Here is a 22435-nt window from a genome sequence, read left to right as displayed (position 1 = left end):
TGCGGAAACCCTATGGCCTCCTCTAAACACTGGTTGATTGTCCCCGCCGCCGGTATTGGTCAGCGCATGCTGGCCGAGCGCCCGAAGCAGTACCTCCGAATAGATAACCGCTTTATTTTGGATATCACGCTTTCGCGAATGCTTGATACCGGTTTGTTTGCCGGCTGCATGGTGCCTCTGAATACTGAAGATCATTGGTGGCCAAACACTGACGCCAGTAAAAATGACCGTATTCAGACCTGTAATGGCGGTGCCGAGCGGGCAGATTCTGTTCTTTCCGCCTTAAGCGCTCTGGCAGGGCAGGCTGCGGCTGACGACTGGGTGTTGGTTCATGATGCTGCCCGTCCTTGTGTTCACTCAGCCGATTTAGCGAATCTTATTTCGACTTTATCCCATCATCCTGTGGGTGGTCTTTTGGCGGCTCCGGTTGCGGATACGCTTAAAAAAGCGAAACTGAGTCAGTTGCCTGAGGTTATCGGTACAGTGGATCGAAGCCAATTATGGCGGGCGCTGACACCTCAGATGTTTCGTTACGCCAAGTTGGTTGAAGCGTTGGAGCGGGCGTTTAATGAGGGGCAACCGGTTACGGATGAGTCTTCTGCCATGGAGTTTTCCGGTAACATGCCGGTTTTAGTTGAGGGTCGGTCGGATAATATTAAAATTACCGTACCCGCTGACCTGGATCTTGCTGGTTTTATTCTTAGCCGGTTCTGAGTTTTCTGGATTTTCCCGGAGTAAATTATGCGAATTGGTCAGGGTTTTGATGTTCATGCCTTCGGCGAAGGCAATGCTGTTGTTCTTGGCGGCGTTTCCATACCTTATAGTCAGGGCCTGAGAGCTCACTCTGATGGCGATGTGCTGTTGCACGCTTTGGCGGATGCTCTGCTGGGAGCGGTTGTCCTTGGGGATATTGGCCATCTGTTTCCGGACACCAGTGCTGAGTGGGCCGGTGCGGATAGCCGGGATCTGTTGCGCCGGGTGATTGCCCGAGTGGCGGAGGAAGGGTTTGGTGTTCTTAATGTCGATACTACGATCATTGCTCAGGCACCAAAAATGGCACCGCATATCGAGGCCATGCGCTTGAATATCGCGAAGGATTTGGGTATTCCGGCCAGCCGTGTGAGCGTAAAAGCGACCACCAGCGAGAAGCTGGGATTTACCGGCCGTGGTGAGGGTATTGCCTGCCAAGCCGTGTGTCTGCTTGCGCCGGTGACATTGTGAGTGATTCCGGAACTGACACAAGAAAGTGGCGGCTGGACTGGCCGGTATCGGGTGGCACTAGGGTATCCAATGCGCATTTGAAAACCGCGCCGGAAGATTTCCGGGTCAGGGAGGTGCTGGAGGAATTCCCGGAACAAGCGGAGCCTTCCAGTGTCATCAGCGTCACCGGTGAGGGTGAGCATCTGTGCTTACGCATCGAGAAAACCGGCGACAATACGGAATTTGTGGCGGGAGAGCTTGCGAAGGTTGCGGACTGTCGATCCTTTGATGTGGGGTTTTGTGGGATGAAAGACCGCCACGCGGTCACCCGCCAATGGTTCAGTCTTTATCGTCCCGGTATGATGGACGATGATGCGGCATTGATTGAGAAGATTTCAGAGCGCTGGCCGGTAAAATCAGCCCATCGCAGCGTGCGCAAATTGCGGCGTGGTGATCACCAAGGTAATCATTTTACGATTACGCTCCGGCAGGTAAGTGCTGGTCGCGAAGTTGTCGAAAGCGCGCTTGAGCGTTTGAAAGCCCAAGGCGCCCCCAATTACTTTGGCCCCCAGCGTTTCGGCTTTGGCGGCGGTAACTTGGATCGGGCGGTTCATATTGACCCTTCTGCATTGAACCGGCGCGGTGGGCATGGCAAGCGCAGGGGGCAGGGCAAGTCTGCCGGTGGCAGAGATGGCCGGAAAAACGTATTGTACTTTTCCGCCGCCCGCTCCTGGTTTTTTAACGAAGTTCTTGCGGCCCGAGTAGCCGAGGGCAGTTGGCGTGCAGCACTACCGGGCGAGCCTACTGAGCACGCAACTGGCCCGTTGTGGGGCGATGGCGGTACAAGCGCCAACGGTGAAGTAGGGCAACGAGAACGTGACACAGTGGCGCTGACACCGGAGCTGGCTTCTCTGTTTCTGGCGACTCGAATGAAGCCCGAGCGTCGGCCTCTGGTTGCCATGGCAAAGAGCCTGAGCTGGTCATGGTTGGATGATGGTGGATTGGAACTGGACTTTTTCCTCGATCCAGGCCAATACGCCACCACGGTTTTGAGTGATATTTTTGAGCTTGAGGACATGAGCCTCGGCCAACATAACAAACAACACAGCTAGCTATTTAGTGGCTAGCTATTTTTGGAGAGCACTGTGCGTATTCTGTTATCAAATGATGACGGTGTTCATTCACCGGGACTGGTAGCCCTATATGAAGGCCTCAAAGGCCTAGGTGACCTTGAAGTAGTCGCACCGGACAGGGATCACAGTGGTGCCAGCAATGCCTTAACGCTTAACCGCCCCCTTACGGTTGAGCAGCACCCCAATGGTTTTCGATCTATCGACGGTACGCCTACCGATTGCGTGCATCTGGCGGTTAATGGGCTGTTTAAAGAGCCGTTCGACCGGGTGGTTTCCGGTATTAACACCCACGCTAATCTGGGTGACGATATCATCTATTCTGGCACCGTAGCGGCCGCAACTGAAGGCCGTCATCTTGGGTTGCCTGCGATTGCCGTGTCTTTGGTGAGTGAGGGGCGCAATCATTACGACACGGCTGCAAGGGTCGTGCGCATGCTTCTCGAAAGTTCACGTCCTTTTGTTTTGGGGCCTAGATCCATTCTGAATGTAAACGTGCCGGATATACCGTGGGAAGAGCTCGCAGGCTTTCGAGTGACCCGGTTGGGTGACCGGGAGCGCGCCGAGGGTGCTGTCCCTATGACGTGCCCACGGGGCAGGGAGCGTTACTGGATAGGTGCGGCCGGAAAAGGCGGCGATGCCGGCCCGGGAACCGACTTCCACGCTGTTTCACAAGGGTATGTCTCACTGACGCCGGTTCACATCGACATGACTCGCCACGAGGCGTTAGTGTCTCTCAGAACCTGGGTAGACTCTCTTCAGGCCTCCATGGGGGATGGTGCGTGACTGGCGAGCTTCAGGGTATAGGGATGACGTCCAGACGCACGCGCATGCGTTTGGTGCAGCGCCTCAAACAATCGGGTATCGAGTCAGATCGCGTTCTGGAAGTAATGGGGCAGATACCGCGCCACATTTTTTTGGATGAGGCGCTGTCGCATCGGGCTTATGAGGACACGTCACTGCCTATCGGGTATGGTCAGACGCTGTCGCAACCCTACATTGTCGCCCGAATGACCGAACTGCTGCTCAAGCATGAACCCGCCAGAGTACTGGAGCTAGGCACGGGGTCCGGTTATCAAACCGCTGTGTTGTCACAGCTCTTTGGTCAGATTTACAGTGTTGAGCGCATCAAGCCACTTCAGGATCGTGCCCGGGATCGGCTGCGGCAACTTAATATCCGGAATGCCATGCTTAAGCATGCAGACGGCGGTATGGGTTGGCCAGAAAGAGGGCCGTTTGACGGCATTATTGTGACTGCCGCTCCAATGGAGGTGCCAACTGAGCTGCTGGACCAACTTGCAGATGGTGGTGTTTTGGTGGCACCTGTTGGTGAAGAGCAGCAAGTACTTGTTGAAGTAATCCGCAACGGTGACCGATTTGAACGCCGTGAGCTGGAGCCCGTTCGCTTTGTGCCCTTGCTGGGCGGGGTTGTCCGTTGAACGATAAGCAGCAAGAAGCTCTTACGCAAAGCAGCGAACGTACACAACATCCCGCCTCGGTGTTCTTAAGAGGTATGGCGATGGGGGCGGCGGATATTGTCCCCGGCGTTTCCGGCGGCACCATCGCGTTTATAACCGGTATCTACTTCCGGCTTCTGGAGGCGATTAATGCGGTTCCGGGTGCCGTATTCAAGGACTTATTTCGAGGAAGGCTGGGCGCTTTCTGGCAAGCTTGTGACGGCACATTTCTTAGTACGCTGCTGGTGGGGATTCTCGTCAGCATTGTGACACTGGCTTCTGCGATTAGTTTTATGCTTGCCGAGTACCCGATCCTGATCTGGAGCTTTTTTTTCGGGCTCATTCTGGCGTCTGTTTGGCACATGGGCCGCCAGGCACGACATTACCGCGCCACCTTACTCATTCCTCTTGTTGTTGGCATTGTTGCCGCCTGGTGGATTACAACCCTATCTGTAGGCCAGCTCAACCCTTCTGCACTGGCATTTTTTGCCGCCGGCGCTGTGGCAATATGCGCAATGATTCTGCCCGGTATTTCCGGAAGTTTTATTCTGGTTATTATTGGCATGTACGCACCGGTTTTGGCGGCCATCAAATCTTTTGATATCGCTTTTTTGCTGCTGTTTATGGCAGGTTGCTTGGTGGGGTTGCTGTCGGTTGCAAGGCTAATTACCTGGGCGTTCCACCAGTTCCACGACCCAGTGCTTGCTCTGCTTACAGGCTTCATGATTGGCGCACTGAATAAGGTCTGGCCCTGGAAGCAGACGCTTAGTTGGCGAACCAACAGTTTGGGAGAACAGGTACCGCTGAGCGAGGTCAGTATCAGCCCTGGGGCATTTGCGGATCTCGCCGGTCAGGATCCGCAGATTGCCATGGTTGTGGTAATGGCTTTTGCTGGTATTGTTCTTGTTTTGCTGGTTGAGTGGTTTGGTGTGCGCCATCAGCAAGGGGGCGCCGCCGCCGGTATCCAATGACATCCTATAAGGCGGTGTTACCTTTTTGGGCATGTTGTTGTTCCTGCCCGTAACAAAGGGTGTGACGGGTAACAGAAATGGGTGGTGAGTAACTTGGATTCGTTCTTAAAATGTGCAATAAATTAGCGAGTTACTTTTGAAACTTCAGGATCTTCTTTGATTAAATTCAGAGCCTATAAAGATTTCTCATAACCGGGCCGGTGTTATTCTTGTGACATTATTGCGTGGGTCAGCTCAAGCCGCGTTGTCGGCCTCCCCGCGGTTCCCCTTCGGTGCCCAGTTTTTCTTGTGGGTTTTTGAAACCGGTAAATTATTGCTCGTCTTGCTCGCCTTTCTGGTTCTTTTCGGTGCCATGAGCGGTTGCAACACTCAGGCGCTTCACCAGGATGACATTTACAATCCCCCAGTATATTGGGGGCGCCATGTTGTGCGCCAAGGCGAGACTCTGTACGGCATTGCCTGGAATTACGGCCGCGATTACCGCGAGCTGGGCAGTGCCAATGGAATTGACCCGCCTTGGACCATCCAGGCGGGGCAGGTGCTTCGGCTGGATCTTCGTGGCACCGTAAAATCCGGCGGCAATGGACGTACAATGGCAAAGGCACCAAAGCCAGCTTCCAACACCTCCGCCAGGGCGCCACGCACCAAATCGTCTGCACAAACGCCGACCAATACTCGAAAACCCGCCGTCACTCGCAAGCCGGATACATCTGCACCATTGGCTTCCCGCTCCCAAACAGTGGCTAGCATCCCGTGGCGCTGGCCTCACTCTGGCACTGTAATTGCAGGTTATTCAGCATCTGGAAAAGTCAATAAAGGCGTTGATATTGCGGGAAAAGCCGGGGATGCTGTAAGGGCTGCCGCAGATGGAAGTGTGGTCTACGCTGGCAATGGTCTGCTCGGTTATGGCAATTTAATCATTGTGAATCATAACGAGCATTATCTGAGTGCGTACGCTCATAATCGGAAGATTCGGGTAAGTGAGGGGGAGAGAGTAAAAGCCGGGCAAGTTATCGCAGAGCTTGGCAGCAGTGGTTCAGAAAGACCCAAGTTACATTTTGAAATTCGGAAAAATGGAAACCCGGTCGATCCAACCTATTACCTGCCACCACGCTAGTGATAGGCGCGGTGTTTCAAATAAGAAAAAATGATGGCTGAATCGTATAAACGGCCATTGATGAAGTCCTGAATACAAAATAAGTAACCAATGCCCGCAATAAAAAGAAGTATCGGGCGAAAATCCAGGATTGTTGAACGGCGGGGCAAGAGATATGTCAGCAGAACAAGAAGGTATCGTTGTTGATCGTATAACAGATGTTGATGAGTCCGAGGATCAGTTGCTAGCAGAAGAAAAAACCGATAGGGCCGCGCCAGAAGCTGCCGAAGTCGAGGGAGGATTCCCTACCAAAGGGCGTTACTACAGCAGCTCAAAACAACTGGACGCCACACAGTTGTACCTCAATGAAATTGGCTTTTCGCCACTCCTGACACCGGAAGAGGAAGTCTATTTTGCACGCTTGGCGCGCAAAGGTGAGGACTCTGGCCGCAAGCGAATGATTGAGAGCAACCTGCGCCTGGTTGTCAAAATTGCACGTCGCTACGTGAATCGTGGGCTTACGCTGCTGGATCTGATTGAAGAGGGTAACCTCGGGTTGATCCGGGCCGTTGAAAAGTTTGATCCGGAACGCGGCTTCCGTTTCTCCACCTATGCAACCTGGTGGATCCGCCAGACCATAGAGCGGGCTATCATGAACCAGACCCGCACTATCCGGCTGCCTATTCATGTAGTGAAGGAATTAAACCTATACCTACGAGCCGCCCGTGAACTGACGCAGAAGCTTGATCACGAGCCCTCGGCAGAAGAAATCGCCGAGCTGGTTGATAGACCGGTGAGCAACGTAAAGCGTATGTTAGGCCTTAACGAGCGCGTTGCCTCCATGGATACGCCTATCGGGGCTGGCGGTGAAAAGTCCCTGCTGGACACAGTGGCGGATGAGGGCGCGGCTGATCCTGCCGACGTGCTGCAGGACAACAACATGAGTGCCTGCATTGGAAAGTGGATAGATCAGCTCAGCGAAAAGCAGCAGGAAGTGTTGTCCCGACGGTTTGGGCTCCGGGGTTACCCGATCAGTACGCTGGAAGAAGTTGGGCAGGAAATTGGTCTAACCCGAGAAAGGGTTCGTCAGATTCAGGTAGAGGCGTTAAGGCGCTTGCGTGAAATTCTGGAAAAAGAAGGCCTGACTGGAAACCTGCTTTTCAAGTAGCCTTCCTGCCGTAACATCCGAAACGCTGGCCATGTCTCATGGCTGGCGTTTTGTGTTTTAGTGGTCCTTCAAAAGTATCCCTGCAAAAGTATCCCTGCAAATGAGAACTAGGTTGCGCCTAGCCCCTTCCGGTCATTGATAGAATAGCAACGCCGGGGGCCGCAGGTTCGTACCTGGTGACGAATGAACTCTCATAATAATGACTGAAAAGGAAAGGACTATGAAAAATGCGTTTTTGACGGGATTTGCATCTCTGATGCTGGCGGCCACCCTCTCAACTCCTGCTTTGGCATTATCCGTTGGCGGTGTCGATGTCCCGGATACCTATACTGCAGGCGGCACTGAGCTTCAGTTAAACGGCGCAGGCACCCGTTCCAAGTTTTTCATGGATATGTATGTTGGTAGCCTATACGTGCCGCAGACGCAGCAGGATGGTAACGCCGTGGTTGAGGCCGATGAAGCCCAGGCAATTACCCTGCATATTACCTCTGGCATGATCACCAGTGACCGAATGACTGAGGCAACCATGGAAGGCTTCGAGGCCTCCACAGATGGCGATATGTCTTCGGTTAAGGCAGATGTTGATCAGTTTATGTCTGTGTTCAAAGAGGAGATCAATGAAGGCGACGTGTTTGATCTTGTTTATGTTCCCATGGAAGGCGTTAAGGTACTGAAAAACGGCGAACAAAAAGACATGGTGGGTGACCTTGAGTTCAAAAAAGCTCTGTTTGGTATTTGGCTGTCTGATAAGCCTGCCCAAAAGAGCCTGAAGAAAGATATGCTGGGGCAGTAGTGGCACAGTGATCTCAGAAGCACATAAAAAAGCCGGCTCACGCCGGCTTTTTTTGGCTTTGAGTCTGTAGCTTACAGGTAGTCATTTTTTTGTTTAAACTCGCACAGATCCTCAATAATACAAGCACCGCACCTGGGTTTGCGTGCTATGCAGGTGTAGCGCCCATGAAGAATAAGCCAGTGATGGGCGTCTAGCAGAAACTCTTTGGGCACCAGCCGCATCAGGCGTTTTTCCACCTCCAGTACGTTTTTGCCCGGAGCTATGCCAGTACGATTCGATACCCGGAAAATATGGGTATCCACTGCCATGGCTGGCTGTCCGAATGCTGTGTTCAGGACCACGTTAGCGGTTTTGCGTCCGACCCCGGGCAGGGCTTCCAAATCTTCACGGTTGTCTGGAACGATGCTGCTGTGCTTCTCAATTAGCATGCGGCAAGTCTTGATGACATTCTCCGCTTTGCTATTGAAAAGCCCGATGGTCTTGATATAGGTTTTCAGGCCGTCCACGCCAAGCGCAAGTATAGCTTCTGGCGTGTTAGCTACCGGATAGAGCTTGTCAGTCGCTTTGTTGACACCTACATCCGTAGCCTGCGCCGAGAGAATAACGGCAATCAGTAGCTCGAACGAATCGCTGTAGTTCAGCTCCGTTGTCGGGTTAGGGTTGGCTTCCCGTAAGCGGGTGAATATTTCTAGGCGTTTGGCTTTGTTCATTGTGTTTTAGTACGGCTCTGGCCGCGGATCATGAGACGTTTCCGGTAACTCGTACACGTTTGCTACCGGGTGTTGCTGCTGGTTGAGCCGCCTTTTGGCGTTCCTTGAGATGGTTGTCGATGCCGTTTTTTAGGGCAATCAACAAGCCAAGGCCGACGAAAGCGCCTGGTGGCAATACCATAAATAGCATGTCTGGGTAGTTGGCAAAGGGCTCTAATACCCAGTTTGCAGCCATTGGGCCTAGCAACAGGTGCATATCAGCGAACAGAGTGCCTTGGCCGATCAGTTCCCGCATACCACCAAGAATAACAAGCACTATTAAGAAGCCTGCGCCCATCATTGTGCCATCAAGTAGCGCGGGGCCAGGTGCATTGCGTGAGGCAAACGCATCGGCGCGGCCCAGAATGGCGCAGTTGGTGACGATGAGCGGGATGAAGATACCGAGAATTTGGTATAGCTCGTAGGTATACGCCTGCATCAGCAGTTCAGCGCAGGTTACAAATGAGGCAATAATCATCACGAACGCGGGCAGGCGAACGGATTCGCTGACAAAATTACGGATCAAGGAAACGGCCAGGTTAGAGCCCATGAGTACCATCAAGGTTGCTAGCCCTAAGCCGATCGCGTTGACGACGGTACTGGTGACCGCAAGAAGAGGGCATAACCCCAGCACCTGAACCAGTGCCGGGTTATTGTCCCAGAGCCCGTCGCGAATGATTTCGCCGGAAGTCTTAGTCGCCATGATCAGGGTTGCTCCACGTTCAGGGATTGCTCTATCAGATCCCCGGGTGTGATCGCAGGGCCAAGCTCTGACGGGGTTTTATTCAGTTGTGCCCGAATAATTTGCTTGTTTTTCCGGAAATAGATCAGCGTTTTTTGTACTGCTTTCACCACCGCTCTGGGGGTGATAGTAGCACCGGTAAACTGGTCAAAAGCGCCGCCGTTCTTTTTAACATTCCATTCCCGTGGCGCTGGATTACCGAGTGAGCGCCCCTCAAAATCTTTGACCCAGTCGGACTTCCTGGTTTCGATTCGGTCGCCCAGCCCTGGGGTTTCCCTGTGACTGATAACTCTTACACCCAGAACGGTACCTTTAAGATCAATACCCACAAGCAGCTTTATAGTGCCTGAATAGCCATCTGGTGCAACAGCGGGCATGATCATGCCGACAGGCTGCCCGTCTTGGCGTGCTATCCAGGCGGTCACTGGCCCGTCTATGGCAAGCCGGTTGCTTGCGGGCAAAACCACGGTGTCCTTGAGCAGATCATTGTTGTGGGCGCTTTCAGGAATGATTTCAAACAGCGCCTTGGCTTCTGCTCTGGCAGCTTGCTCGGTGATTCGGTCCTCGGTTAGTGCCTGGGTAATCGCAATTGTGCCGCCGGTAATAACCGCAAACATACCAAGCCCTATGGCACTGCGACGAATGGATTGAGTCATAGTCGCCATGATTCAGCTCCTGCCTCGGCCGGGTAGGCCACGACTAGGTTTGTGATGGCCGTAGGTTCTTGGCGGCGTGTAATGATCGATAAAGGGCACGGCAAAGTTCATGAGTAGAACGCTGAACGCCACGGCATCTGGGTAGTTTCCCCAGCTTCGGATCAGATAGATGAGCACGCCAATACCTGCGCCGTAGATTAATTTTCCCTTATGGCTGGTAGCGGCCGACACGGGATCGGTTGCGATAAAAAACGCGCCGAGCATAGTGCTTCCGGCCAAGAGGTGTAGTGACAGGGGAGCATACTGATCTGCGTTGCTGCCGAACGCCAGGCTCATGACGATCAGCGCTCCCAGAAAAGCGGCGGGTATATGCCAAGTGATAATTCGCAGGCCAATCAGAACAAGCCCGCCCACGAGGAATGCTGCATTAACCCACTCCCAACCTTTGGCAAAGCCTTCACCGAATGTGGGGTGTGCCAGAACTTCCGCCGCAGTGTGGTTGGCAATCTTGTGTTTATATTCATCCAGCGGCGTGGCCATCGTCCACCCATCGACCGCTGTTTGCTTCCCCGAGGCAATTGCCGCCAAAGTGTCCCCAAAACTAGGGGCGTTGTTCCAAAGTAGTGCGGGTTCCGCCCAGTTGGTGGTCATGGCAACCGGGAACGAAATCAACACCAGCGCGTAGCCCACCATAGCCGGGTTGAACGGGTTTGAGCCCAGCCCGCCATAGAGCTGTTTGGCGATTACGATCGCGGACATGACCGCCACCACTGATACCCACCAGGGGGCAAACTGCGGCAACGAAAGCCCAAGCAGTAACCCGGTTACGGCGGCGGTATTGTCCTTGAGAAAAAACGCGATCGGTTTGCTGCGAAGCTTCAGGATGGCCGCTTCGCAGGCCAGCGCAATGGTGATACACCAGACAACGTTAATCAGGTTGCCCCAGCCAAAAAATAGGATCTGCGCGAGCAGACCAGGCAATGCAGCAAGTATCACCCAAAGCATCACCTTTGATGTCGGGCGTGCATTATGAGCATGGGGTGAGGACTGTTGAACAAACGCCATGGAAATTGAGCCTGATTTGGGTTATTCGACGGACTTGGGTTTGGTTTTAGTCGCCAATGCTGCATCTGTGCTAGCCTTTTTGCGCGCCAGCGCCTGTTCAACCAATGCAGATCGTGCCGTTCGCTCGTCTACAGCCTCACCGTCAGCCGGGGTCTTTTCAGCTTCGGCTTTCTTTTTGGCTTGGGCTTCCGCTGCAGCGTTAGCACGCTCTTTGCGGCGCAGTTCCTTTTCCTGTTGCTCGCGATCGAGCCGTTCCTGGCGTGCTTCGAACCGTTCTCTGGCCCGGTCTGACTTGTGCTGTTCTGCGCGCTGTACGCGAATTTCACCTTTGGCATAGCGGTAGTACTGCACCAGCGGAATAGAGCTCGGGCACACGTATGAGCAAGCCCCGCATTCGATGCAATCAAACAGGTTCATGTGCTCTGCTTTTTCAAACTCCGTTGCTTTGGCGTGCCAGAACAGCTGTTGTGGCAGCAGCTCCATAGGGCAGACCTCAGCGCATTGGCCACAACGGATGCAGGCCTGCTCCGGAGGCGGTTCTGGCAGTTCACTTGCGGTTGCCGCGATAATACAGTTACTGGTCTTGATCACCGGTACCGCTGTGGTGGTCAGGGTGTAGCCCATCATGGGGCCGCCGAGAACCAGGCGGCTGGCACGATCCCGCTGCAGTCCTGCCTGTTCCAGAAGGTATTCCACGGGGGTACCCAGCAGAACATCAAAATTGCCAGGTTTATCTACCGCCTCACCGGTAACCGTTACCGTGCGACTGATCAGCGGTGTGCCCTCAAAGACCGCCTGGGCAACGACCATGGCGGTTCCAACGTTCTGGCACATAACGCCTATATCTGCCGGGATACCCCCACTGGGCACCTCCATGCCGGTAAGAATGCGGATCAGCTGCTTTTCACCCCCGGAAGGGTATTTGGTTGGCGTGATGGCGATTTCAATTTTGGTGCCCTGGATAGCGTCACGCAGGGCCGTGGCGGCCTCGGGCTTGTTGTCTTCAATGCCAATCACACAGCGCTCAGGGCGCAGAATCCAAGCTATGACCTTGAGGCCGGCAACAACGTCGTCGGCTCGCTCACGCATGGTCATGTCGTCGGCGGTAATGTAGGGCTCGCACTCAGCGCCGTTGAGAATCAGTGTGTCAACTTTACGATCCCGCGATGGCTTCAGCTTGATGTGTGTCGGGAAGCCAGCGCCACCCATACCGGAAATGCCTGCGGAATGGATGATCTCCAAAACCTTGTCTCGGTCGAGTTTACGGTAGTCGCTGACTGGATAACGCTCGCACCACTCATCCTTACCGTCAGGTTTCAAAATTATGCACGTGTCGGCCATGCCGGAAGGGTGAGGCACAGGGTAGTCGCCGATACTTTCAATGACGCCGGATGTCGGAGCATGCACCGGAACGCCCATTCCGTGGCTAATGTCGGCTATTTTTTGGCCTTTCAGCACGCGATCGCCAATCTCAACGATAGGCTTTGCAGGTTCGCCAATATGTTGCTGCAGTGGCAACACCAGCTGCCCGGGAATGCCAGCAGCTTGAATGGGGCGGTTGGTAGAAATCTGCTTGTGCTCCGCGGGGTGAATGCCGCCACTAAAATCCCAAATCTTCGTCATTAGGAGCTGGCCTTCTGGCGATCTGTGGCAATAATTTCGGACGCAGGCTGAGTCCAAATCCAGTCCCGGATATCAGGTTCAATGGTGATCATATCGATACAGTCAACGGGGCAAGGATTAACGCACAGATCACAGCCCGTGCATTCACTTTCGATGACAGTATGCATGTGTTTCGCAGCACCCAAAATGGCGTCCACTGGGCAGGCCTGAATGCATTTGGTGCAACCTATGCATTCATCTTCACGTATAACAGCAACGCGTCGGGCCTGTTCCACGCCGTGCTCGGCATCCAGTGGTTGAGGCTCCACGTCAAGCAAGTCTGCCAATGATTTAATGGTGGATTCGCCGCCTGGTGGACACTTGTTGATGGGGCCACCCTCGGCGATGGACTCGGCATAGGGGCGGCAACCAGGAAACCCGCACTGGCCGCACTGGGTTTGTGGTAGTAGCGCGTCAATTTTCTCTACCAGTGGGTTGCCCTCAACCCGGAAGTGCTCGGAGGCAAAGCCCAGCAAAGCGCCAAACACTAAGGCGAGGCCGAGCAAGGCCAGAACGGCGATAATAATGCCTGTCCACATAAAAGGTCGCCTCCGTTAAACGCTGACCAGGCCGGTAAAGCCCAGAAACGCCAGTGACATTAATCCTGCGGTGACCATACCGATAGCCGCACCTTGGAAGGAAGCGGGGACGTCGGCCACGGCAATACGTTCGCGCATTGCGGCAAACAGCACCAGAACCAGAGAAAAGCCGGCAGCGGCACCAAAGCCGTAGAGTACTGATTCAACGAAGTTGTTGTTTTTGTTCAGGTTAAGAAGTGCTACGCCGAGTACGGCGCAGTTGGTGGTAATCAGGGGTAGGAAGATGCCCAGTACTCGGTAGAGCAGGGGGCTGGTTTTACGAACCACCATCTCTGTGAACTGAACCACCACCGCAATCACTAAGATGAACGTGATGGTTTTCAGAAACGCCAGATCCAGAGGTGCCAGCAGGTAGGTGTAGGCTAGATAACTGCACACCGATGACAGCGTCAGCACGAAAGTGGTGGCCAGCGACATGCCCATGGCCGTTTCCAGCTTGCCTGAAACCCCCATAAAGGGGCACAAACCAAGGAACTGAACCAACACGAAGTTGTTCACCAGAATGGTGCTGACCAATATCAGTAAATACTCTGTCATTAGTGCGTCATCATTGCGTCATCGGAGCGCTCGGCTTCGATTTTTGTTTACATCACCCGCATGCCGGGTGTTGAACCTGAATCTGGCGATAGAAGGAAAATATCCTTGCCACCTGGGCCTGCCGCAAGAACCATGCCTTCAGACATGCCGAATTTCATCTTCCGGGGTTTGAGGTTGGCCACCATTACGGTAAGGCGCCCCTCAAGATCCTCGGGATTGTAAGCAGACTTGATACCAGCAAACACGTTGCGTTCACCATTTCCCAAATCAAGGGTAAGTCGAAGAAGCTTGTCAGCCCCTTCAACATGCTCGGCTTTGACGATTTTTACGACCCTCAGATCCACTTTCGCGAAGTCATCAAAGTCTATTTCATCGGCAATGGCTTCGCTCTTTTCAGGTTGGGCGGGCTCGGCCGGTTTGCCAATCGCTGCGGGCATCTCCTCTTTTGAGGCGTCCAGCATTTTTTCTACTTGTACCATGTCCACCCGGCTCATCAACGGCTTGAACTTGTTGATGCTGTGGTTTTCTAGGCGCTCACTGCGGTTGTTCCAATCAAGCTTCGCATTCAGGAAGGTTTCGGCCGCCTTGGCGGTTTCCGGTAGTACTGGTGCAAGGTACGTCATCAGTAACTGGAACATGTTGAGTGCGTTGGTACAGATGGCCTGTAGATTTTCATTTTGGCCTTCTTGCTTGGCAATCACCCAGGGCTGTTCATCGTTCACATACTGGTTGGCGATGTCTGCCAACTCCATGATGCGGCGCATGGCACGGCCAAATTCCCGAGCTTCATAAAGTTCTTCAAGTTCTTTACCGGTTTCGATGAACTCTTTCAGCTTGTCGTGTTCGGTCACTTCACCCAGCTTTCCATCGAAACGCTTGGTAATGAAACCGGCACTGCGGCTCGCAATATTGACCACCTTGCCTACTAGATCTGAGTTCACCCTGGCGGCAAAGTCCTCGAGGTTGAGATCCATGTCGTCCACGCCGCCTGTCAGCTTGGCGGCAAAGTAATAACGCAGGTATTCCGGGTTCAGGTGGTCCAAGTACGTGCGGGCCATAATGAACGTGCCCCGGGACTTGGACATCTTCTTGCCATTCACCGTCAAAAACCCATGCGCCCAAACCGCTGTTGGCGTGCGGAAGCCAGCGTCGTAAAGCATCGCAGGCCAGAACAGAGCGTGGAAATTGATGATGTCCTTGCCGATGAAATGATAAACCTCGGCGGTGGAATCTTTTTTCCAGAAATGTTCGAAATCGATGTTTTCCCGGTTACACAGGTTTTTGAAACTCGCAAGGTAACCAATGGGTGCATCCAGCCAAACATAAAAAAACTTGCCAGGCGCATCCGGAATTTCAAAACCAAAGTAGGGCGCATCGCGGCTGATATCCCATTCTTGCAGACCAGCGTCGAGCCATTCGGCCAACTTGTTGGCCACCTGTGGTTGCAGCGTACCACTGCGAGTCCACTTGGTTAGGAAGTCTGTAAACTCAGGCAGCTTGAAGAAGTAGTGCTCTGACTCCTTCTCGATCGGCGTCGCACCGGATACCGCAGAGCGCGGGTTGATCAGCTCAGATGGCGTGTAAGTTGCGCCGCAGGCCTCACAGTTATCGCCGTACTGATCGTCGGTTTTACATTTCGGGCACGTGCCTTTGATAAACCGGTCCGCGAGAAACATGTTTTTCTCAGGATCGAAGGACTGAGTGATCGTACGGGTCGCAATGTGGTCGTTATTCTGCAACTGACGGTAGATGTACTCAGAGAAATAGCGATTCTCTTCCGAATGGGTGGTGTAGTAGTTGTCGAAGTGGATATTGAATCCGCTGAAATCCTGCTGGTGTTCTTCACGGATTCGGTCGATCAACTGCTCTGAGGTAATGCCCTCACGCTCAGCGCGGAGCATAATGGCGGTGCCATGGGCATCATCAGCGCAAACGTAGTAGCAATTTTGGCCTCGCATATTCTGATAACGCGCCCAGATATCCGTCTGAATGTATTCCAGCAGATGACCCAGGTGAATGGGGCCATTGGCGTAGGGCAGGGCGCTGGTAACCAGAATATCGCGCTGTTGCTTTGAACTCGCTTGCGTCATGGTGTGTCCGAACCTTTCGTCAGATAAGGGTTGTATGGTCAGAAACGGCCTCAGATGATACCTTTTGAGCAGACATTTTTCACCCGAAACACCTGTTTTCATGCTGAAAAGTCAGTATGAGCTAAGTCCGGAGAACGAGATGACACAGATTTCAGAGCAGGCCCTGCAGGCAGCGGTTCGTGAATACCGAGACCCATACCTGGAAAAGGATCTGTACGACCTAGGTGCCGTAAAATCTTTGGTGACTGACGAAGCAGGCAAAGTAACACTAATGGTCGAACTGCCATACCCCTCAAAAGGCATCGCCGGCGGACTGAAACAACTGGTCAGCAATGCGTTGGAAACCGTGGCTGGCGTTAAAACCGTCGATGTGCACGTGGCCCAAAAAATTCATTCTTACAAAGTCCAGAAAGACTTGCCGTCGGTTCCCGGCGTCAAAAACATCATTGCCATCGCCTCCGGCAAAGGCGGCGTTGGCAAATCCACTACTGCGGTCAACCTAGCCTTGGCACTGCAAGCGGAAGGCGCCCGTGTAGGCGTCCTAGATGCTGACATCTACGGGCCCAGCATCGGCATGATGCTCGGCGTCCCCGATGGCAAACGTCCAGACACACGGGAAGAAAAATACTTCCTGCCCATGGAAGCCCACGGCCTGCAAACCATATCCATGGCCTTCGTAACCACCGACAAAACTCCCATGATATGGCGCGGCCCTATGGTTAGCGGCGCGGTCATGCAGCTTCTGCAACAAACCCTGTGGAACGAACTCGACTACCTCATCGTCGACATGCCACCGGGTACCGGCGACATACAGTTAACCTTGGCCCAGAAAGTCCCGGTCACCGGTGCGGTTATCGTCACCACCCCCCAGGACATCGCCTTGCTCGACGGTAAGCGCGGCATAGAAATGTTCCGCAAAGTCGACATTCCCGTTCTCGGCATTGTTGAAAACATGAGTGTGCACATCTGCAGCAACTGCGGCCACGAGGAACACTTGTTCGGCGAAGGCGGCGGTGAACGCATTGCCGACGAACATGAAACAACCTTGCTGGGCCAACTACCTTTGCACATGACCATCCGCGAACAGACCGACAGCGGCAACCCAACCGTAGTGGCAGAGCCAGATTCCGAGGTAGCCCGCCGCTACCGAGACATCGCTCGCCGGGTTGGAGCAGAGCTTTCAACACGGGAGCACAACCTTAGCAGCTCCATCTCAAGCATGTCCGTAAAGTCGGATTAAGTATTCATAGGGTTCTCGCAGCCACTGAACGCCACCGGCGAATTTCACTAATTGCAGGCAATTAAGAGCTTCGACAGAACCCGGGCGAACAGGTAAACTGTGCCCCAATTTTCCCCAGTGGCTACGAGACTTCACCCATGAGCATCAAATCCGATAAGTGGATTCGCCGTATGGCCGAACAGCACGGCATGATCGAACCGTTCGAAAGCGGTCAGGTTCGTGAAACGGATAAAGGCAAGGTCATCTCCTACGGCACCTCCAGCTACGGCTACGATGTACGTTGCAGCAACGAATTCAAAATCTTCACCAACGTACACTCAGCCACCGTCGACCCTAAAAACTTCGACGAAAAGAGCTTCGTAGACTTCACCGGCGACGTATGCGTTATCCCGCCGAACTCCTTTGCTCTAGCGCGCACCGTGGAGTACCTCCGTATACCCCGCAGCGTACTCACCATTTGCTTGGGCAAATCTACCTACGCACGCTGTGGCATCATCGTAAACGTCACCCCGCTGGAACCCGAGTGGGAAGGGCAGGTTACCTTGGAGTTTTCCAACACCACCAACCTCCCAGCCAAAATTTACGCCAACGAAGGCATCGCCCAAATGCTCTTCTTTGAATCTGACGAAATCTGCGAAACCAGCTACAAAGATCGAGGCGGCAAATACTTCGGCCAAACCGGCGTGACCCTCCCAAGAACATGAACGCCAACCAGTTTCTTAAAGCGGTTTCACAGTTGCAGGGATGGCGCGAATGCGCCTTCGTGCTGGCTCTCGCCGAGCGCTCATTCCCCAACTACGCCCTGTTTGCCGAAGCGCTAGACCTTAAAACCGGCGGCAAAATGCACCAGATGCTGGATCTTGCCTGGGGCATGCTCCAGGAGGATGTGCCAGAAGCGGCCATCCCGCCACTGCTGGCAAAACTGGAAGCACTGTCTCCAGACGTTGAAGCCTATGACGCCTACGGCGTATACCCCGCATTCGACGTCTGCCAGCTTTTGGAGCAGGCACTGCTTAACCGCTTGAACCCCTCAAAGCACAGGGCCACAGATGCCTCGAAACTGGCAACCGGTACGGTAATGAGCTTTATTGAGCTGTCTGAAGGTGAGGGGTTAGAAGAAGATGAGCTGGTTCGCTTATTGGATTCTCATCCCCTGATGAAAGAAGACAAAGCCTTTCAGCGCAACCTAGTGCTAGCTCTTAAGCGCCAACGTACGCCAATAGAGCAGTTTATCACCGAGATTCGGGAAGACGCCGTAAATGAGGGCGTAAGCAACCTTGGTATCTCGCTGGCGGACTAATGTTTCTCTGGCGCAACCCACCAGGCGTTTTAGCAATACCCGTTAAATGTTCAGTACTGATTGGATGGATGTAACCCCATGAAACTCTCCACGTTTGGTCGCAAGTTCACCGCGGATGCCGGCATAACCTCGTTGATGGATGACCTGGGTAACGCCATGGCGTCTGGCGACGACATGATCATGATGGGGGGTGGAAACCCAGGGCACATTCCCGAGATTCAGGCGCGGGTGCAAGAAATTCTCGGTGACATAAGCCGGAGCGAAAGCGACGTTCGCCGGCTGGTAGGTGTTTACGATCCGCCTCAGGGCGAAAAACAGTTTATTGCGTCGCTGGCGGATTTGCTCAGCCGTGAATACGGCTGGGATCTGAAACCCAGCAACATCGCGCTCACTAATGGCAGCCAAGCCGCGTTCTTCATGTTGTTCAATATGTTTGGTGGCGATTACGGCGACGGCCAGCGTAAGCACATATTGCTGCCGTTGGCCCCAGAGTACATCGGCTATGCAGACGCCGGCATCGAGCCGGGCCTGTTTCACGCCGTTCAGCCGGATATTTCTTTCACCGATGCCCACGAATTCAAATACCGTGTGGATTTTGATGCGGTAGAGGTGACCAGAGAAACCGGTGCCATCTGCGTATCCCGGCCAACCAACCCCACCGGCAACGTGGTGACCGACGAAGAGATGGCCCGGCTCGAGGATATGGCGCGCCAGCACGACGTGCCGTTGATCGTAGACGGAGCCTACGGCACGCCTTTCCCAAGCCTGCTGTTTGTGGATGCAACGCCCACCTGGAACGAACAAATTATCTTGTGCCTGAGCTTGTCTAAGCTAGGCTTGCCCGCCGCCCGTACGGGGATCGTGATTGCTGCCGAGCCGGTGATAAAAGCGCTGTCGGGAGTCAATGCCATCATGAACCTGGCGACGGGGAGCTTTGGTGCCATGCTCGCCGAGCCGCTGGTTCGTTCCGGAGAGATTCTGTCACTGAGCCGGGATGTGGTCTGCCCGTTTTATAAGCGAAAAATGCAGCGTGCAGTGGCGGCGTTCCGTGACGCCATGGGCGAGGATAGCTGCCGCTGGTACGTGCATAAGCCAGAGGGCGCCATGTTCCTGTGGTTGTGGTTTCCGGATTTGCCTATTACCAGCCTGGAACTTTACCAACGGTTAAAGGCCCGCGGCGTTCTGGTGGTGTCAGGCCATTACTTCTTCCCGGGGCTGCCGGACGACGACTGGCGGCATCGCCACGAGTGCCTGCGCGTAACCTATTCACAGGACGACGCACGTGTGGCACAAGGGCTGCGTATTATTGCAGATGAAGTTAAGGCCGTATGGGCCGAGGCGGACCGGGAGGTTTAACCTCCCAGATCCACATTCTTAAGCTTCAGTTCGTACTTGCTGCCGTCAGGCTCAACCTGAAGTAGGCGCACCAATACATACTTGTTGTCCGGATCAAACCACATCAACGTTTGTCGCTTGGAATCTTCGCGAACCTTCTCGGCTTTGAGCTGGGAGGATTGGCCACCATCGGAAATGCTGGTGTCGTCACTCACAACGGCAAAGCGCTCGCTATCAATACTGCCGCGATCCAGAACCTGGTACTCCATTTCTCGCTTACCGTTCAAGATGTCTTGGTGCAGCTGCACTTGAAAGCCGAGGGGGTCGAGAACGCCTTTTTCAAGCTCCACCTTGAATGATTCCCCTTTGTATTCTCCTGTAGCTACGCCCGCCTTCCAGTCAAAATCGATGGATTGCTTCCTGTCCTTGATAAGCAAGCCCGACAGCCGATACCGGTACCTGAGCGGAACGACCTGGCCGTTTTCCCATTTAAGGACGAGAGACTCGTCGAGATCGGCAATAAAGGATTTCACCTCAGTGCGGTACAGCCACACATTGTTGCCCTGGGAGGTAAGAATGCGCTTGGCGCTGCCATCAAGGGATATCCCCTTTTCCATAGAGGCACCATAGCTGACTTCAAAGGGGAATAGATCTGGAACTGGCTCTGCATGTGCACTGCTGCCAAGTAGCAGCGCCGGCATGCACAGTAGGCTGGCTGCGATGGTTCGGCTTCTCTTTAGGATGAGCGCACTCAGTTGAGCTGGAAACATTTCGTTGACCTCGAATCCTTCATGGTTGTTGAAAGCTTAGCGGGTCAGCGGGTATCAGTTGGTGACAGTCTGTTAAGGTGCGCCTCAATTGTCTGGGAGGCGCATCGGGCTTTCCATAACATGACCGTCGAAAAGCACCTGATCTCGGCCCAGCTGAATCCGGCCTTCGCAGAACCAGCGCACGACAATCGGATACAGCAGGTGTTCTTTCTGTTGCACTTTGTCTGCGAGGGTTTCGCTAGAGTCTTCCGGTGCCACCGCCACTTCTGCTTGAGCGATCACCGGGCCACCATCGAGTTCTTCGGTGATGAAGTGAATGGAGACACCATGAGTGCGGTCGCCGGCATCGAGAGCTCTCTGATGAGTGTTCAGACCGGTGTATTTTGGCAGCAGTGAAGGGTGAATGTTTATCAGTTTACCGCGAAACGCCCGCGCAAAATCGGGGGTCAGGATTCGCATGAAGCCAGCAAGCACAATGAGATCGGGGTTGTGGCGAAGAATGTGAGCCGTTAGCGCGGCGTCGAATTCTTCTCGCGAACCAAATTCCTTATGATTAACAACAAAGGTTTCAACATTAGCCTGGGCAGCCCGCTCCAGTGCGAAGGCTTTGGGCTGGTTGCAGCCCAAAGCAATAATCTGGCCAGGAAAACCCCGTTCCCGGCTGGCGTCCATTAACGCCTGAAAGTTGGTTCCGCTGCCGGAGGCCAGTACCAGAATTTTCGGTAGGGTTGGTTGATCGGCCTTCATACTGACAGAAGCCCTGGCGCATAGCGCACCACTGCATCTTTCTCGGTATCTTCAGCACGCTCTATCAGGCCCACCTGCCAAGCTTTCTCACCCAGAGCCTTTAGCGCATCCAGTGCTAACTCTTTTTGGCTTTCCGGAACGCATACAACCATGCCGATGCCACAGTTAAATGTGCGATACATCTCTTCGCTAGCCACGCCACCGGCGTTCTGAAGCCATTGGAATACGGGAGGCAGTTCCCAGCTTGTCGTGTCGATGGCAGCAATCATGCCCTTCGGCAGAACCCTAGGGATGTTTTCTGGCAAGCCGCCGCCGGTAATGTGGGAGAGGGCGCTTATATTCACCTGACGGATCAATTGCAGCAGATTTTTAACGTAAATCCGGGTAGGCGCCATCAGGGCGCTTGCCAACGTAGTGTTACCGATGGGCTGGTGTAGGTCGGCTTTGCTGACTTCAAGAATTTTTCGAATCAGCGAGTAGCCGTTCGAGTGCGGGCCTGAGGATTCCAGTGCCAATAGCACATCGCCTGCTCGTACGTTGCTGCCGTCAATAATTTCGCTGCGTTCCGCCACGCCCACGCAAAAACCGGCAAGGTCATAATCGTCGCCTTCATACATGCCCGGCATTTCTGCCGTTTCGCCACCCACCAGCGCACAACCGGCCTGCTCGCAGCCTTCGCCAATGCCTTCGACCACTTTTGCGGCTATATCTACGTTGAGCTTGCCAGTGGCGTAATAGTCGAGAAAAAAGAGAGGCTCTGCGCCGCCGACAATAAGGTCGTTAACACACATGGCGACCAGATCAATGCCAATAGTGTCGTGCTTACCAAGCTGCATTGCCAGTCGCAACTTAGTGCCTACGCCATCGGTGCCTGACACCATAATTGGCTCTTTGTATCCGGCGGGGATCGCGACCATGGCACCAAACCCGCCAAGTCCTCCCAAAACCTCGGGGCGCCGGGTGCGTGCGGCGGTTTCCTTGATACGGCTAACAAGTTCATTGCCGGCGTCAATATCAACGCCGGCATCGCGGTAGGTCAGGGAAGGTTTCTGTTCGCTCATGGTATTCTTAACCGTTTGGCCAGTGGGTCAGGCGGCGGATTTTAGCAGGTGCGGTGTAGGGCTCCAA

The 22435-nt window shown here is 54.0% G+C and carries 24 protein-coding genes; 13 read left to right on the top strand and 11 right to left on the bottom strand.

Going from position 1 to position 22435, the window contains the following annotated elements; genetic code table 11:
- Positions 1–12: 12 nt before the first annotated feature.
- The 9 genes from ispD to CPH80_RS07740 all read left to right on the top strand — a co-directional run bounded on the left by ispD (position 13) and on the right by CPH80_RS07740 (position 7815).
- Positions 13–714: a 2-C-methyl-D-erythritol 4-phosphate cytidylyltransferase gene (gene ispD / locus CPH80_RS07780; RefSeq protein ID WP_096276672.1), complete on the top strand. Its 702-nt coding sequence runs from the start codon at positions 13–15 to the stop codon at positions 712–714.
- Positions 715–741: 27 nt separating this feature from the next.
- The gene (ispF, locus tag CPH80_RS07775) at positions 742–1221 is read left to right on the top strand and encodes a 2-C-methyl-D-erythritol 2,4-cyclodiphosphate synthase (RefSeq protein WP_096276670.1); all 480 of its coding nucleotides are present in this window, start codon (positions 742–744) and stop codon (positions 1219–1221) included.
- Complete coding sequence (gene truD / locus CPH80_RS07770; protein WP_096276668.1) at positions 1218–2312, top strand: tRNA pseudouridine(13) synthase TruD; 1095 nt, start codon at positions 1218–1220, stop codon at positions 2310–2312. The genes ispF and truD overlap by 4 nt, the downstream gene beginning before the upstream one ends.
- A 33-nt stretch (positions 2313–2345) precedes the next feature.
- Positions 2346–3116 (top strand): 5'/3'-nucleotidase SurE, encoded by a 771-nt coding sequence (surE, locus tag CPH80_RS07765; RefSeq protein ID WP_096276666.1) that lies wholly within the window; start codon positions 2346–2348, stop codon positions 3114–3116.
- A complete protein-coding gene (locus CPH80_RS07760; protein ID WP_096276664.1) occupies positions 3113–3769 on the top strand; it encodes a protein-L-isoaspartate(D-aspartate) O-methyltransferase in 657 nt (218 codons plus the stop codon). Before surE ends, CPH80_RS07760 begins: the two co-directional genes overlap by 4 nt.
- A 74-nt stretch (positions 3770–3843) precedes the next feature.
- Positions 3844–4758 (top strand): DUF368 domain-containing protein, encoded by a 915-nt coding sequence (locus tag CPH80_RS07755; protein WP_227520467.1) that lies wholly within the window; start codon positions 3844–3846, stop codon positions 4756–4758.
- Between the two features lie 352 nt (positions 4759–5110).
- Positions 5111–5875, top strand: a complete 765-nt coding sequence (locus CPH80_RS07750; RefSeq protein ID WP_096281481.1) for a peptidoglycan DD-metalloendopeptidase family protein — start codon at positions 5111–5113, stop codon at positions 5873–5875.
- A gap of 154 nt (positions 5876–6029) precedes the next feature.
- Positions 6030–7022, top strand: a complete 993-nt coding sequence (gene rpoS, locus CPH80_RS07745) for an RNA polymerase sigma factor RpoS (RefSeq protein WP_096276660.1) — start codon at positions 6030–6032, stop codon at positions 7020–7022.
- A 220-nt stretch (positions 7023–7242) separates the two neighbouring features.
- Complete coding sequence (locus CPH80_RS07740; RefSeq protein ID WP_096276658.1) at positions 7243–7815, top strand: chalcone isomerase family protein; 573 nt, start codon at positions 7243–7245, stop codon at positions 7813–7815.
- Positions 7816–7886: 71 nt separating this feature from the next.
- Here the strand turns inward: CPH80_RS07740 and nth are convergent, their stop codons facing one another.
- The 8 genes from nth to metG are packed head-to-tail and all read right to left on the bottom strand — an operon-like array spanning position 7887 to position 15915.
- On the bottom strand, positions 7887–8525 hold the full coding sequence (gene nth, locus CPH80_RS07735) for an endonuclease III (RefSeq protein WP_096276656.1): 639 nt from the start codon (positions 8523–8525) through the stop codon (positions 7887–7889).
- A 28-nt stretch (positions 8526–8553) separates the two neighbouring features.
- A complete protein-coding gene (locus tag CPH80_RS07730) occupies positions 8554–9267 on the bottom strand; it encodes an electron transport complex subunit E (protein ID WP_096276654.1) in 714 nt (237 codons plus the stop codon).
- Between the two features lie 2 nt (positions 9268–9269).
- The gene (gene rsxG / locus CPH80_RS07725) at positions 9270–9971 is read right to left on the bottom strand and encodes an electron transport complex subunit RsxG (protein WP_096276652.1); all 702 of its coding nucleotides are present in this window, start codon (positions 9969–9971) and stop codon (positions 9270–9272) included.
- A 3-nt stretch (positions 9972–9974) separates the two neighbouring features.
- Complete coding sequence (gene rsxD / locus CPH80_RS07720; protein WP_096276650.1) at positions 9975–11027, bottom strand: electron transport complex subunit RsxD; 1053 nt, start codon at positions 11025–11027, stop codon at positions 9975–9977.
- A 21-nt stretch (positions 11028–11048) separates the two neighbouring features.
- A complete protein-coding gene (gene rsxC, locus CPH80_RS07715) occupies positions 11049–12650 on the bottom strand; it encodes an electron transport complex subunit RsxC (protein WP_227520405.1) in 1602 nt (533 codons plus the stop codon).
- Entirely contained in the window at positions 12650–13228 is a 579-nt protein-coding gene (rsxB, locus tag CPH80_RS07710) for an electron transport complex subunit RsxB (RefSeq protein WP_096276648.1), read from the bottom strand. The genes rsxC and rsxB overlap by 1 nt, the downstream gene beginning before the upstream one ends.
- 15 nt (positions 13229–13243) lie before the next feature.
- Positions 13244–13825 (bottom strand): electron transport complex subunit RsxA, encoded by a 582-nt coding sequence (gene rsxA, locus CPH80_RS07705; RefSeq protein WP_096276646.1) that lies wholly within the window; start codon positions 13823–13825, stop codon positions 13244–13246.
- A 47-nt stretch (positions 13826–13872) separates the two neighbouring features.
- Positions 13873–15915, bottom strand: coding sequence for a methionine--tRNA ligase (metG, locus tag CPH80_RS07700; protein WP_096276644.1), 2043 nt, complete (start codon positions 15913–15915; stop codon positions 13873–13875).
- Between the two features lie 139 nt (positions 15916–16054).
- On the opposite strand from metG, the gene apbC reads away from it, so the two are divergent.
- From apbC to CPH80_RS07680, 4 genes are all read left to right on the top strand, one after another.
- On the top strand, positions 16055–17155 hold the full coding sequence (apbC, locus tag CPH80_RS07695; RefSeq protein WP_096276642.1) for an iron-sulfur cluster carrier protein ApbC: 1101 nt from the start codon (positions 16055–16057) through the stop codon (positions 17153–17155).
- A gap of 137 nt (positions 17156–17292) precedes the next feature.
- Entirely contained in the window at positions 17293–17859 is a 567-nt protein-coding gene (gene dcd / locus CPH80_RS07690; RefSeq protein ID WP_096276640.1) for a dCTP deaminase, read from the top strand.
- Positions 17856–18455 (top strand): YjaG family protein, encoded by a 600-nt coding sequence (locus tag CPH80_RS07685; protein ID WP_096276638.1) that lies wholly within the window; start codon positions 17856–17858, stop codon positions 18453–18455. Before dcd ends, CPH80_RS07685 begins: the two co-directional genes overlap by 4 nt.
- A gap of 78 nt (positions 18456–18533) precedes the next feature.
- Complete coding sequence (locus CPH80_RS07680; protein ID WP_096276636.1) at positions 18534–19811, top strand: valine--pyruvate transaminase; 1278 nt, start codon at positions 18534–18536, stop codon at positions 19809–19811.
- On the opposite strand, the gene CPH80_RS07675 is transcribed toward CPH80_RS07680, so the two are convergent.
- The 3 genes from CPH80_RS07675 to purM all read right to left on the bottom strand — a co-directional run bounded on the left by CPH80_RS07675 (position 19808) and on the right by purM (position 22368).
- The gene (locus CPH80_RS07675) at positions 19808–20560 is read right to left on the bottom strand and encodes a DUF3108 domain-containing protein (protein ID WP_096276634.1); all 753 of its coding nucleotides are present in this window, start codon (positions 20558–20560) and stop codon (positions 19808–19810) included. The two genes, CPH80_RS07680 and CPH80_RS07675, sit on opposite strands and share 4 nt — an antisense overlap.
- Positions 20561–20644: 84 nt before the next feature.
- Positions 20645–21307, bottom strand: a complete 663-nt coding sequence (purN, locus tag CPH80_RS07670; RefSeq protein ID WP_096276632.1) for a phosphoribosylglycinamide formyltransferase — start codon at positions 21305–21307, stop codon at positions 20645–20647.
- Positions 21304–22368, bottom strand: coding sequence for a phosphoribosylformylglycinamidine cyclo-ligase (gene purM, locus CPH80_RS07665; protein WP_096276630.1), 1065 nt, complete (start codon positions 22366–22368; stop codon positions 21304–21306). Before purM ends, purN begins: the two co-directional genes overlap by 4 nt.
- Positions 22369–22435: the final 67 nt, after the last annotated feature.

The sequence above is a fragment of the Marinobacter sp. LV10R510-11A genome, assembly GCF_900215155.1.
GTDB lineage: Bacteria > Pseudomonadota > Gammaproteobacteria > Pseudomonadales > Oleiphilaceae > Marinobacter.
This window is presented reverse-complemented; position numbering and strand designations above follow the sequence as displayed.